This is a genomic window from Mycobacterium venezuelense (assembly GCF_054919535.1).
The window spans coordinates 209524-222893 of sequence record NZ_JBONDW010000010.1 but is presented as its reverse complement, the minus strand read 5'-3'; the positions used below and the strand labels follow the sequence as shown (position 1 = coordinate 222893).

13 protein-coding genes are annotated in these 13370 nt (G+C 66.8%); 4 read left to right on the top strand and 9 right to left on the bottom strand.

Annotated features, from left to right (window positions below; translation table 11 throughout):
- Nucleotides 1–11 precede the first annotated feature (11 nt).
- From ACRCUN_RS18730 to alc, 3 genes are read left to right on the top strand one after another with little or no spacing between them, the layout of a single operon-like run.
- Nucleotides 12–1184, top strand: a complete 1173-nt coding sequence (locus tag ACRCUN_RS18730; RefSeq protein ID WP_462143116.1) for a pyridoxal phosphate-dependent aminotransferase — start codon at nt 12–14, stop codon at nt 1182–1184.
- Between the two features lie 17 nt (nt 1185–1201).
- A complete protein-coding gene (locus ACRCUN_RS18725) occupies nt 1202–2422 on the top strand; it encodes a DUF6986 family protein (RefSeq protein ID WP_462143115.1) in 1221 nt (406 codons plus the stop codon).
- The gene (gene alc, locus ACRCUN_RS18720; protein WP_462143114.1) at nt 2415–3377 is read left to right on the top strand and encodes an allantoicase; all 963 of its coding nucleotides are present in this window, start codon (nt 2415–2417) and stop codon (nt 3375–3377) included. The genes ACRCUN_RS18725 and alc overlap by 8 nt, the downstream gene beginning before the upstream one ends.
- 6 nt (nt 3378–3383) lie before the next feature.
- Here alc and ACRCUN_RS18715 read toward each other — a convergent pair whose 3' ends face one another.
- Complete coding sequence (locus ACRCUN_RS18715; RefSeq protein ID WP_462143113.1) at nt 3384–4808, bottom strand: NAD(P)/FAD-dependent oxidoreductase; 1425 nt, start codon at nt 4806–4808, stop codon at nt 3384–3386.
- Nucleotides 4809–4975: 167 nt separating this feature from the next.
- On the opposite strand from ACRCUN_RS18715, the gene puuE reads away from it, so the two are divergent.
- Nucleotides 4976–5878: an allantoinase PuuE gene (gene puuE, locus ACRCUN_RS18710; protein ID WP_462143112.1), complete on the top strand. Its 903-nt coding sequence runs from the start codon at nt 4976–4978 to the stop codon at nt 5876–5878.
- On the opposite strand, the gene ACRCUN_RS18705 is transcribed toward puuE, so the two are convergent.
- The 8 genes from ACRCUN_RS18705 to ACRCUN_RS18670 form a co-directional block, all read right to left on the bottom strand.
- Nucleotides 5875–6591, bottom strand: coding sequence for an aspartate/glutamate racemase family protein (locus ACRCUN_RS18705; protein ID WP_462143111.1), 717 nt, complete (start codon nt 6589–6591; stop codon nt 5875–5877). The genes puuE and ACRCUN_RS18705 overlap by 4 nt on opposite strands.
- Nucleotides 6588–8141, bottom strand: a complete 1554-nt coding sequence (locus ACRCUN_RS18700; protein ID WP_462143110.1) for an NCS1 family nucleobase:cation symporter-1 — start codon at nt 8139–8141, stop codon at nt 6588–6590. Before ACRCUN_RS18700 ends, ACRCUN_RS18705 begins: the two co-directional genes overlap by 4 nt.
- A gap of 82 nt (nt 8142–8223) precedes the next feature.
- Nucleotides 8224–8925 (bottom strand): GntR family transcriptional regulator, encoded by a 702-nt coding sequence (locus tag ACRCUN_RS18695; RefSeq protein WP_462143109.1) that lies wholly within the window; start codon nt 8923–8925, stop codon nt 8224–8226.
- A gap of 72 nt (nt 8926–8997) precedes the next feature.
- Nucleotides 8998–9912, bottom strand: a complete 915-nt coding sequence (locus ACRCUN_RS18690; protein WP_462143108.1) for an LLM class F420-dependent oxidoreductase — start codon at nt 9910–9912, stop codon at nt 8998–9000.
- Nucleotides 9913–9951: 39 nt separating this feature from the next.
- Complete coding sequence (locus ACRCUN_RS18685; protein ID WP_462143107.1) at nt 9952–10395, bottom strand: SRPBCC family protein; 444 nt, start codon at nt 10393–10395, stop codon at nt 9952–9954.
- A gap of 49 nt (nt 10396–10444) precedes the next feature.
- Nucleotides 10445–11326: a universal stress protein gene (locus ACRCUN_RS18680; protein WP_462143106.1), complete on the bottom strand. Its 882-nt coding sequence runs from the start codon at nt 11324–11326 to the stop codon at nt 10445–10447.
- Nucleotides 11326–12225, bottom strand: coding sequence for a universal stress protein (locus ACRCUN_RS18675; protein ID WP_462143105.1), 900 nt, complete (start codon nt 12223–12225; stop codon nt 11326–11328). The genes ACRCUN_RS18680 and ACRCUN_RS18675 overlap by 1 nt, the downstream gene beginning before the upstream one ends.
- Nucleotides 12226–12273: 48 nt before the next feature.
- On the bottom strand, nt 12274–13356 hold the full coding sequence (locus tag ACRCUN_RS18670; protein ID WP_462143104.1) for a CaiB/BaiF CoA transferase family protein: 1083 nt from the start codon (nt 13354–13356) through the stop codon (nt 12274–12276).
- Nucleotides 13357–13370: the final 14 nt, after the last annotated feature.

Here is a 13370-nt window from a genome sequence, read left to right as displayed (position 1 = left end):
CCTCTAGAAACATGACCGTCACAAGGCTGCAGCCCTACGCCGTCACAGTGTTCGCGGAGATGTCGGCGCTGGCCACGCGCCTGGGCGCGGTGAATCTGGGCCAGGGTTTTCCCGATGAGGACGGGCCGGCCGCGATGCTGAAAGTGGCGCAGAACGCAATCGCCGATGGCGCCAACCAGTACCCGCCCGGGCTGGGCATCGCCGAGTTGCGCCAGGCGATCGCGGCGCAACGCAAACGTCACTACGGCATCGACTACGACCCCGACACCGAGGTGCTGGTGACCGTCGGCGCCACGGAGGCCATCGCGGCTTCGGTCATCGGCCTGGTCGAACCGGGCTCCGAGGTTGTGGTGATCGAGCCGTTCTACGACTCCTACTCCCCCGTGATCGCGATGGCGGGTTGTGTCCGCCGGGCGGTCCCGTTGATTCCGGACGGCGGCGGATTCGTCATCGACATCAACGCACTGCGGCGGGCCGTCACACCGAAAACCCGGGCGCTGATCTTGAACTCACCACACAACCCCACGGGCGCGGTCGCGTCAGACGCCGAACTGAGCGCGATCGCCGCACTGGCCGTCGAGCACGACCTGCTCGTGATCACCGATGAGGTGTATGAGCAACTGGTGTTCGACGGCTATCGGCACGTGCCGCTGGCCGGCTATCCGGGCATGGCGGCGCGCACCGTCACCATTTCCAGCGCGGCCAAGATGTTCAACGTCACGGGCTGGAAGATCGGCTGGGCGTGCGGGGCACCCGAGTTGATCGCCGGGGTCCGCGCGGCCAAGCAGTACCTGACCTACGTCGGCGGGGCACCGTTCCAGCCGGCCGTGGCGCATGCGCTCAACAACGAGGACGGGTGGGTGGCCGACCTGCGGGATACCTTCCAAACCAGGCGGGACCGGCTCGGCACGGCTTTGACCGACTTGGGCTTCGAAGTGCACGACAGCCACGGCACGTACTTCCTGTGCGCTGACCCGCGACCGCTCGGCTATTCCGACAGCACCGAATTCTGCGCCGAACTGCCCCACAAGGCCGGGGTGGCCGCGATTCCGATGTCGGCGTTCTGCGATCCCGAGGCACCCCATGCCGACGTGTGGAATCACTTGGTGCGCTTCACATTCTGTAAGCGTGACGCCACCATCGACGAGGCGATCCGGCGACTTGAAGTGCTGAGACGGCGCTGACGCGAGACGATGGGTGGATGCCAGCACCACCCCGACATCACGTTCCCGAGGACGTCCACCGCCGCATCGGCACCCTGCTGGCCGAGGTCGACGCACGATTGGCCGCCGCTTTCCCGGGCGAAAGGGGCGCCACCCAGCCCGTGCACACCGTCTACATCAGCGCTGCTGACGCGCACGAGAACACCCCACGGGAGTGGGGGACCTCAGCGCTCGAACTGCTCGGCCGCCACGAGGAGTTGCTCACCGAACTGGCGGCCGAGGACACCGTGGCGTTGGTGCGCCTGCGCCTCGCCGAAACTCCGGTCGAGGATCTCCGTCTCGATTTCGAGGACGGCTACGGCCGCCGTGACGACGACGTCGAAGACGCTGACGCGCTGCGTGCCGGCACGACACTGCGCAACCTGGGGCTGGCGAGCTCGGGTGTTCGCATCAAGGGCCTGACGTCGGCCGAACAGCGCCGCGCGCTGCGGACGCTTGAGCTCGTGCTCGACGGCGGCGTACCCGATGGATTCGTCTTCACCGTGCCGAAAATACGTGTGGCCGAACAGGTTACCGCCGCCGTATGGCTGTGTGAGGCACTGGAGGGCGCGCATGGGCTGCCCGACCGCACGCTGCGATTCGAGCTACAGATCGAAAGCCCGCAGGCAGTGCTCGGCCCGGACGGCTCCGCCACCGTGGCGCGCGCGATCCACCTGGCCGACCACCGCTGCACCGGATTGCACTACGGGACATACGACTACAGCGCGGCATGCGGCATCGCGCCGCAGCACCAGGCACTCGACCACCCCACAGCCGACCACGCCAAGGCCGTCATGCAGGCCGCCGCCGCCCAGACCGGGGTGTGGGTGGCAGACGGGTCAACCCAAGTCGCCCCGATCGGCACCGAGGACGAAGTGGCCCAAGCGATCCGGCGACATCACCGGCTCGTGACGCGGTCGCTGCAGCGCGGTTTCTATCAAGGCTGGGACATGCATCCCGGCCATCTGGTGACCCGCTGGCTGGCCACCTTCACGTTCTTCCGCACCGCGATGACAGCGGCGGCGCCGCGCTTGCAGGCTTATCTCGACCGGCGCGGCGGCGCGATCGTCGACGAACCCGCGACCGCGGAAGCGCTGGCGACGGTCGTCCTGCGCGGACTGGACTGTGGCGCATTCAGCGCCGACGACGTACTGGCCATCGCACCGAGCGCGACCGTGCCGGTGCTGCGTAACCTCAAGAACCGGATCGGAAATGACTGAGACACCTCCAGATTTCACCTGGCTGCCCGACTTGGCTCTGCGCTCGCTCGGCGGTTCCGTCGTGTGGGCGAACGACGAGACCTTCGCCGAGAAGGAGAACCTGATCTCGCCCGGCCCGTCGACGTACCGGCCGGCGTCGTTCGGGCATAAAGGACAGGTCTACGACGGCTGGGAAACCCGGCGCCGCCGCGAACCCGGCCATGACACCGCGATCGTGCGCCTCGGGGTGCCCGGCGTAATTCGGGGCATCGTGGTCGACACGGCATGGTTCAAGGGCAATTACCCGCCATCGGTTTCCGTCGACGCACTAGAAGTGGACGGCTACCCGACAGCCGAGCAGCTGGCCGCCGATTCCGGGTGGGAGCCGCTCATCGACCGGACCCGCGCGTATGGCGACAGCCGCAACAACTTCGAGGTCAACTCCGAGCGCCGCTGGACTCACGTACGGCTCAACATCTATCCCGACGGTGGTGTGGCGCGGCTGCGTGTGCACGGTGAGGGCCGACCCGACAAGCGGTTCATCGGCATCGGCCCGCTCGATCTCGCCGCACTGGAAAACGGTGGGCTGGTGCTGGATTGCTCGAATCGCTTCTACAGCTCGCCGCAGAACCTCATCTTCCCTGGACTCGCCCAGGTGATGGGTGACGGCTGGGAAACCGCGCGCCGGCGTGACGATTCCAACGACTGGGTGCAGATCCGGCTGGCCGGCCCGGGCCGGGTGCACCTGGCCGAGATCGACACGTCCTACTTCATCGGCAATTGCCCGGGCGCGGCCGCGCTGTCCGGGTTGCGCGCCGATGGGACGTGGGTCGACTTGCTGCCGCGCACCGAGCTGCTGCCCGATACCCGCCACCGATTTCTCATCGAATCCGACGACGTTGTGTCCCAAGCTCGTTTGGATATCTATCCCGATGGCGGGCTGGCCCGGTTACGACTGTTCGGGGAGCTGGCCTGACGGTTCTCAGGAGTCGAAGCCGAGCCCCGCGGCGTCGAGCGCACGCAACAGCAGGTTGCGCTTGCCGTCGCGATGGTCGGCCCGGTCGAGCGCCCACCGGGTGGCCGTGACACCCAGCCAGGCGAATGGTTCCGGTGGGAAGGGCAACGGCTTGGACGTCACCATGGCCAGCTCGGTCCGTTCGGTGTGCTGTCCCTGGACTTTGTCGAGCAGGACATTCGCGGCGAACCGGGTGGCCGCGACACCGAGACCGGTGAACCCAGCCGCATACGCGATGCGGCCCTTGTTCGCGTCGCCGAAGAAGGCACAGAATTGCGTCGACGTGTCGATCACCCCGGCCCAGCGGTGGCTGAACCTGAGACCTTCGAGCTGCGGGAACGTGGTGAAGAAGTGACTCGCGAGCCTCGCGTAGGTGTCGGGCCGGTCCTCGAGCCGGGGATCGATCCGGCGTCCGAAGTGATACACCGCGTCGTATCCACCCCACAGAATGCGATTGTCGGCTGACAACCGGTAGTAGTGGAACTGGTTGGCCATGTCCGAGATGCCTTGCCGGCCACGCCATCCGATGGAATCGAGCTGTGCATCCGACAGCGGTTCGGTCATCAACACGTAGTCGTACACCGGCACGGTGTGGTATCGGTATCGCTTGAGCAGTGACGGAAAGGCATTGGTGGCCAGGATGACTCGGTCGGCGTAGAGCGGCGCGACCGCGGTCGTGACGCAGATCGGGGCGAGCCCGCGCGCTCCGGTCAGCCCGGTCACAGGGGTGTTCTCGAAGATCTCGACGCCGCTGCGCGCACACACGCGCGCGAGTTCGGCGGCCAGCTTCGCCGGATGTACGGTCGCGGCCTCACGTGGCGAGTGGAGACCGGCCAGATACGTCGGCGAATTCACCTGCTCGCGCACGGCGCTCTGGTCGAGGAACGTGCTGTCGGAATGTGCGGGCCGCGATCGCAGTTCGGCAGCCTGATAATCCTCAACCGCAACGTTGAGCACACCGTTGCGTTCGAAATCGCAATCGAGACCGAGCTCGAGCACGGCCTTCTCGATGGCGTCCAGGTTCTCGTGACCGAGCCGCTGCAGCGTGTCGAATTCCTCCGGCCACCGACTGCGGCCGTTCGACTCGCCGTGGGTGAGGCTGGCTTCGACGAATCCGCCGTTTCGGCCCGATGCGGCGCTGCCGATCGTGGCGGCTTCCACGAGCGCGACGCGGATGCCGGGGTCGCGCTGGACGGCGAGCAGCGCACTCCACAGCCCGGTGTAGCCGCCGCCGACGATGACGAGGTCGTAGTGCGCCGTCCGGGTGACCGCGGGGTATTGAGTGCCCGCACCGCTGTCCGAAATCCAGAAGCAGCCCAGCTCGGATTCGCTGAGGGCTTGGCGCACAACATGTTGCGATGGGGATTGACGTTCGAAGACTGTGCCGGACACGACTTATCGACCTCTAGCGAGAAATGGATTGTGGCAGTCATCCTGCCAGTCGGGACATTTCTGCAACCGTGCCATTGTGTAAAGGATCGATGCCTTGATGTGACACTGTGTCACTTCCGATTCCCGCCCGACCAGCTAACCGATGCGACATCTGTGACGATAGCTGCGTGAGTTACCCGAGAGATCTGGTCGGCTACGGCCGTACCCCACCAGACCCGCAGTGGCCGGGAGATTCGGCGATCGCCGTGCAGTTCGTCCTCAACTATGAGGAGGGCGCCGAGAACTGCGTGCTCGACGGTGACGCGGCCTCGGAGACATTCTTGTCCGAGATGACGCCCGCCGAGGCGTTTCCCAATCGCCACATGAGTATGGAGTCGCTATACGAGTACGGCTCACGCGCCGGATTATGGCGATTGCTCAGAGTTTTCGAGCGTCGACAGATCCCCTTGACGATCTTCGCGGTGGCCCGCGCGATGCAGCGCAATCCCGAGGCGGTCGCGGCGTTCGCCGAGCTGGGCCACGAGATCGCGTGCCACGGGTTGCGGTGGAAGTCCTATCAGCTGACCGACCGTGACACCGAACGTGAGCACATGGCCGAGGCGGTACGGATCCTGACCGAGCTCACCGGGGCGGCCCCGCTGGGCTGGTACACCGGCCGGGATTCGCCGCACACGCGCGAACTCGTCGTGGAGCACGGCGGATTCGCCTACGACTCCGATTCCTATGCCGACGATCTGCCGTATTGGGTGCGGGTCGCCCAGACCGATCACCTGGTGGTGCCGTACACGCTGGACACCAACGACATGCGGTTCGCCTCCCCCGCAGGGTTTTCCAACGGCGACGAGTTCTTCGCACACCTGCGCGACGCGTTCGACGTGCTGTATGCCGAGGGCATGGCCGGCAGCCCCAAGATGCTCTCGGTCGGTCTGCACTGCCGGATCGTGGGCAGGCCCGCCCGCACCGCGGGGCTGGAGCGGTTTCTCGACCACGTGCAGTCTCACGAGAACGTATGGCTGGCCCGGCGAATCGAGATAGCCGAGCACTGGCGCGCCGTGCATCCAGCGCCTTAACGCCGGTCGACGTACTCCTTGGCCGGCGGCGTCGCGAACTCGCCGATCTTCGACGTGCGCAGACCCATCGTCACGAGCGACCGCACGGTCAACGTCGCCGCGGATACCCCGTCGACCACCGGCACTCCGATCTCGTCGGAGATCGCACGGCACATCGAGGCCATGCCCGCGCAGCCAAGCACCACTGCGTCGGAGCCGTCGCGCTCGACCGCCTCGCGGCACGCTTCGGTGACGACCTTCTGCGCCGTCGGGTCGGTCTCGAGGTCGAGCACAGGTATCTCGCAGGCGTGGATTCCGCGGCAGAACCGTTGCATCCCATACCGTTCGGCCAGCTCGGCGGCACGCCCGGTGGTCCGGGCCAGCGTGGTCACCACCGAGAACCCGCGACCCAGATGGCTCGCGGTGTGCATGGCCGCCTCGGCGATCCCGATGACCGGGCCCGCCGCGAGCTCGCGGGCCGCGTCGAGACCTGGGTCGCCGAAGCACGCGATCACATAGCCGTCGGCACCGGCCCGCTCACCGCGACCGACCGCGTCGAGCAGTCCCGGCACGCTCATCGCCTCGTCGTAGTGGCTCTCGATTGACGACGGCCCGAACGGTGATGTGACAGGGGTGATCTCGACGCCGGAACCGGCCACTGCTTGTGCGCAGCGGCCGATCCCGGCGGTCATGGTCTCGGTCGTGTTCGGGTTGACCACCCAGATGCGAATCACGACACCGACGCGGTGACGAGCGTGTCCCGCTTGGCCAACAGGTAGTACAGCGCGAACGCGACACCGCAGCCGATGAACCAGCTGTACTGCGCCGCGGTGTGCATGCCCACCACGGTTCCCCCTAGCAGCACCGGGATGACGGCCAGCGTCGCGCCGACCACGGTCGCGATCACCGACATTCTGTTGTAACCCTTGCTGTACCAGTATTTTCCGGTCTCGTCCATGGTGAACAGGTCGTCGACGACCACCTTCTGCTTGCGCACCAGGTAGTAGTCGGCGATCAGCACACCGAACAGCGGTCCGATGAACGCGCCGAGCGTCTCGAGGGTGTAGTGGATGACCTCCGGATTGTTGTAGAGGTTCCACGGCGTGATCAGCACCGAGCCGACCGCCGCGATCATGCCGCCTGCGCGCCAGCTGATGCGCTGCGGGCTGACGTTGGAGAAGTCGAATGCCGGGCTGATGAAGTTGGCGACGATGTTGATTCCGATCGTGGCGATCGTGAACGTCAACGCGCCAAGCACGATTGCGAATGTGCTGTCGATGCGGGCCACCGTCTCGACCGGGTCGGTGATCAGTTCGCCGAACACCGGAAGCGTGAGCGAGGCCGTCACCACCACCAGAACCGAGAACACCAGGAAGTTCACCGGCAGACCGAGGAAGTTACCCTTCTTCACCGCCGCGAACGATTTGCCGTAGCGCGAGAAGTCACCGAAGTTCAGCATCGGTCCCGAGAAGTAGGACACCACCAAGGCGATCGCGCCCAGCATGACCGGCACCGAGGCCCACCCGGTGTATGTCACGTCCCCGAGGTTGAGATCGATTGCGCCCCAACCGGCCTTGTAGATCAGATATCCGCACAGCAGGAACATCACGACGTAGACAGCCGGCCCGCAGAAGTCGATGAACTTACGGATCGACTCCATGCCGCGCCAGAACACACACGCCTGCAGGACCCACAGCAGAAGGAAGCTGCCCCAGCCCAGCAGCGACAGGCCCGCGAAGCCGTAGTCGGCAACGACCGCGTACGGGGCCAGTGCGGGAAACAGCTTGATCAGCACGATGTCGAGCGCCGCGGACGCCAGGAAAGTCTGGATGCCGTACCACGCGACCGCGATCAACCCGCGGATGATCGCCGGGATGTTCGCGCCGAGCACCCCGAACACCGTCCGGCAGATCACCGGGTAGGGCACGCCCGCGGCCTGGCTCGGTTTCGCGACCAGATTGCAGAAGAAGTACACGATCGTGATGCCGATGAGCAGTGCGACGAGCACCTGCCAACTGGCCAGGCCGAGGGCGAACAAGCTGCCGGCCGTCACATAGCCGCCGACGCTGTGCACGTCGGACATCCAGAACGCGAAAATGTTGTAGGAGCCCCACGTCTGCTTGCGCAGCGGTGCGAGGTCCTCGTTGGTCAGCCGCGGATCGTAACCGGGTTTGATGTCGCCGCTGCCGACCGGATGACCGGCCGCCTCGATGAGATCTCCTGCCCCGACCACGGCTCCCGGCGGCAAATCGCCGGTGGTGTTGGGAACTGCGGTTTCTGTCATGGGCCGACGCTAGGAACGCAGTGTTTCGGCCGCATTTCCCCAGCGCTATGCCGCTATTTCGGGAGAAATATATTCGTCGTCGTCAGGCCAGCAGGCCGGTGTCGGTCGGCAGGGTCGCGATCACCGCGTTGAGCCGCACCGCATGCTCCTCGGATGCGGCGACCAGACGTTCGGGGTCTCGGGCGAGGAACGCGTCGAGCATCTCGCGATGATCGGCGTGCAGCCGGGCGCGGTCCGCAGGACCGACGTGCACCATCGACTGCACGGGCTCGGTGACGTTCCATGCCGCCTCCAGCATGTGCAGCAGGCGGTGCATGCGCGACGGCCGGGTCAATGCGGCGTGGAACTGCCGGCTCTGCCGGTGGTAGGCCGCCGCGTCGTCCTCGGCGATAGCCTGCTCGAGCAGCCGGTTCACCTCGATCACGGTTGCGCGGTCGGCTTCGGACGCGTTGGCCACCGCAGCCATCAACGACGCCGACTCCAGCGTCTCGCGCACGATGTACATCTCGCGCAGCTCCTGCGCCGTCAACCGTGCGACGGTGTATCCCGCGTTGCGCCGGTGCGCCACCAGGCCTTCGCCGATCAAGGTCTTGAGTGCTTCGCGCACCGGAATCTGGCTGACCCCGAACACCTCGGCCACCTCGGCGAGCGGGATCGGCGTCCCGGGCGGTACGCCGCCGTCGAGTATCGCCCGGCGCAGCTCGCCGAGTACGGCCTGCTGGGACGGCGAAGCCGGATCGGCCATCAGCTGTTCGAGCAGAGCCGATCGCCGGTGGGGCCGCATAACCGGCCAGATTAGGGCACGGATGTTGCCTGCGCCGGTCACGGAAGTTTCGCCCGTGTGGGGATACGACCGTCAGAGTGCCGCCGTGACTTCCCAAAGCGCTTGCAGGTCGGACTGTTCCGTACGTAGTGGGCTCAGCGCAACGTCGGTTGCACCGGCGTCGAGATAAGTCCGAAGTTTGGCGCGCACCTCGTCAGCCGAGCCGACGGCAGCCAGATCGGCGACGCTGGAGACGCCCTCGCGCGCAATGACCTTCTGATACGACGGAATGGACTCGTAGAACGCCAGCTGCTGCGCGGCCAGCTCCCGAGCGGCGTCGGCATCATCGGACACCAGTGCGGGCACCATTGCGGTGACCCGCGGTTCGGGCCGCCCCGCTGCCGCGGCGGCTTCGCTGATCGTCGGCACGATGAACTCGCCCACGGTACGTGGCCCGGCCAGGTACGGCAGCGTCCCGTCGGCGAGTTCACCGGTGACACGCAAGGCCTTGGGACCCATCGCGGCAACGTAAACGGGCACGGGCGTTCCGCCAGGGATGTGTACCGGCCACTCGGGCTCGACGGTGAACTCGCTGCCGCGGTAACTGACTTCGCCGTCATCGAAGACGGCACGCAGCACCTGCAGATGTTCGCGCAACCGGCCGACCGGGTTCGGCCACACGGTGCCGAATCCGCGCTGTTCGACTGCGTGCGCGCCAAGGCCGAGCCCGAGGCTGAAGTTTCCGTGCGCGGCCGCCTGCGCGGTCTGGGCCGCGGACGCCACCAGCAGCGGATGGCGAGGATTGATCGGGACCACCGACGTGCCGACGCCGAGGCCGGGAACCGCCGCACCGATCAGACCGGCCAGCGCGATGGCGTCGACGTCGAACCGCTGCGCCAGCCAGACCTGCCGAACGCCGGCGTCAAAGGCACTGCGAGCCTGGGCAATCGCGTCGTCGACGACATTGGGGGCGGACAAGTTCACGGCAAGCACGATTCCGGTGGACATACCCGCACCAACCGCTCGCGGCCGCCGGGCTATTCCGTTCTACTCACGCTGAGCGTTACTCATGACGCGCCGACGCAGTTGTTCGGTGGCAACGTCGAGCACGAGTTTCTTGGCCCGCTTGATCAGAAACTCGGGTATCGGCATCACCAGGTCGACGATGATGTCGAAGCGGACCCGGGTCCTGTCGACCTCGGGTGTCAGGTTGTACTCGACATGTTGTCCGCGTTGCTGCAGATTGGCTTCGGCATCCCACACCATCCAGTGCTCGCCCCAGTGGTATTCGAGCAGCTCCTTGTCGGTGATGCCGAGCAGGCGCATGGTGGCCTTGACGTGGTGCGGACGACCGTCGGGATAACGGTCGATGACCTCGACATGCCGGTGCAGCGACGACCACGCCGGCAACGCGTCGACGTCGGCGAGCACATCCATGATCGCCTCCGGCGGCGCGTCGAAGACCACTTCCCTGGAGGCTTGGACAGCCATGCCAGCAAATCTAGTGCGGCGGTCGACCGCAGACGGCGGTTTGGGGCGATCAGGATTGTCGCCGTGCCACGATCACCGGGATCTTGGCCGAGTGCAGGACCTCCGAACTCACCGACCCAAGGAGCATCCCGGTGAAACCGCCGCGTCCACGGCTGCCGACCACGACGAGCTGTGCGGACTCCGCCTGTTCGAGGATTTGCCGTTCCGGCTTGTCGCGCGTGACAACGCGCCGTACCGCGACGTCCGGATACCGCTCGGCCCACCCCGCCAATTGTTCGGCGAGCACCCGCTCTTCACGCGGTTTGAGATCGGTCCAGCGGACGTCGGGAAACTCGTAGTCCAGATCGTTCCAGGTATGCACCACAACAAGTTCCACACCCCGCCGCGACGCCTCGTCGAAGGCGATCTCGGTGGCCAGTTCAGAGGCGGGCGATCCGTCGAGCCCGACCACCACCGGCGCGGAGTCCGATAGGGATACGCCGTCGTGGATGACCGCGACGGGGCCGTTGGCGTGCAGCACCAGCGTGGAACTCACCGACCCGAGGACGCGCCTGCCCCACTTCCCGAGGCCGCGCGATCCCACCACCACCAGATCGGCTTCGCGCGAGCAGTCGATGAGTGTCGCGACCGCGTGGGCCTGGGTCAGCTTCTCGACGATGTGCAGCGGCTCGCTCGCGGCGGTGGCTTCCTGCGCAGTCCGGCGCGCCGCGGCCAGCACATCCCGGCCGTGTTGCTCCTGCACCTGCCAATACTGTTCGGACAGTGGCACATCCAGCCATACCGGGGCCGCGGCGGTGCCCTGTGCGTAGACGAGGATGAGCGGCACATGCCGCAGTGCGGCATCCTGCGCGGCCCACCGCACCGCCGCGTCGGATGACGACGAACCGTCGATCCCGACGACGATGCCGCGACGTTCGGATGGTGACTTCATCACTCGTCTCCTTGCCTGCCGGCGCGGCACACCAATACCGGCACCGGGCTGTGGTGCAGCATGTTGAGGCTCGTCGACCCGAGCACCACGCCGGCCAGCGCGTTGCGGCCGCGGGTGCCGACCACGACGAGTTCGGCTCCGTCGGCGTGCCGCATGATGGCCTTACCGGGTGAGACCGGTTCGACGAAGCACTTCGCCTCGACACCGGGATGGTGTTTGTTCTGCGCGTCAACGGTTTCGGTCAGCGCCGCGAGTTCGGCAAGCTCCAGAGCCTCCCAGTCGATCACGAACGGGATCGTGACACCTGTCTCGGCAGGTACCGCAAACGACAGCGACCGCACGGCCTTGAGCGGAGCCCCGAGGCGATCGGCCAACTCGAACGCCGTCGCCAGCGCATTCTCGGCGGCCGGACTGTCGTCGACTCCCACCACGACGTGGCCGTCGCCGGGCGCGACGCGGTCGCCACGGAAGGCGACCACCGGACACGCAGCGCGGGTGGTCACGGCCAGTGCCGTCGAGCCGATCAGCAACGCCGCGGCCCGGGTGACCGCCTTGCCACCGAGAACCACAAGCCGCGCGTGTGCGCTCGCCGCGACCAGCGCCTCATCGGCCGGTTCGTTGACCGAGGCCGTGGTGATCTCCAAACCGGGGCGTTCAGCCCTGACCGCCTCGACCGCGGCCTTGAGAAAAATCTCGGCGCAGTCCTGCTGATAGGTCATCATCGCCGCGACCATGGCACCGGCGGTCTGGGTCAGGTTGCGGCCGATCGTCGGCAGCGCGTGCAGGATGTGCAGCGGCGTACCGAGTTTCTCGGCGACCGCCCCCGCCCAGCGCGCGGCGTTCACCGCGCTGTCGCTGCCGTCGATTCCGACCACTACCGGTGCTGTCGAGGAAGTCATACCTCAATCCTGGCCAGCCCCTGTGCTCGCGGCAATGGTCCAAAGACCCTATTCCCAGCCGACGTCCTCGATGCCGGTGCTGGATTGCGGCGGGGTGCCAGGCGGCGCGGCCGGGGTGCGGGAGAAGCGCGGCGCGGGCGCGGCCTGGTCGACACCATCGACCGCGACCAGCGTCGAACGGGCGCGCAGGTGTTCGTTGCCTGCGGCCTCGCCCCACGTCAGCACGGGCGTCACGCAGGCATCGGTGCCGGAGAAGATCTTCGTCCACTCGTCGCGGGACTTGGACTTGAATCGCTCCGCGAGGACCTCGCGCATCTCGTCGTAGCGGGCCAACTCGAACTGCCCGGGGATCTCGTCGGCACCGAGGCCAAGCCCGGCGATCAACTGCGCGAAGAACTGCGGTTCGATCGCGCCGACGGCCATGTACTTGCCGTCGGCGGTCTCGTAGGTGCGGTAGTACGGCGCCCCGCCGTCGAGCAGGAACGACTCCCGCTCGTCACGCAGCGTTCCGGTGGCCCGCATGGTCCACATCATCTGCGCGAGCATGCTGACCCCGTCGACCATCGCGGCGTCGATCACCTGCCCCTTGCCGGACCGCTCTCGCTCGTAGAGCGCCGTGACGATCCCGACCAGCACGAGCATCGACCCGCCACCGAAATCGGCGACCAGGTTCAGCGGCGCTACGGGCGGCCGGTCGCGGTAGCCGATCGCCGACAGCGCACCGGTCTGCGACAGGTAGTTGATGTCGTGTCCCGCGGTCTGTGCGAGCGGCCCCTCCTGGCCCCACCCGGTGATGCGCGCGAAGATCAGGCGCGGGTTGACGGCCTCGCAGTCCTGCGGCCCGATGCCCAGCCGTTCACAGGTGCCGGGGCGAAAACAATCCAGCAGCACGTCGGCCTTGGCGACGAGATCGAGCAACTTACCGGGTTCGGCCTTGACGTCGAGGTCGACGATGCGTTTGCCACGGTGCAGCAGATCGACGTTCTCGGCGGGCATGGTCAGCCCGCCCGGACGGCGTACCCGCACCACGTCAGCGCCCAGATCGGACAGCATCATCGCGGCGTGCGGCCCGGGGCCGATGCCGCCGAGCTCGATAACCCTCACCCCGGCCAGGGGTCCCGTGTTCGTCATGCGAGGCACACTAG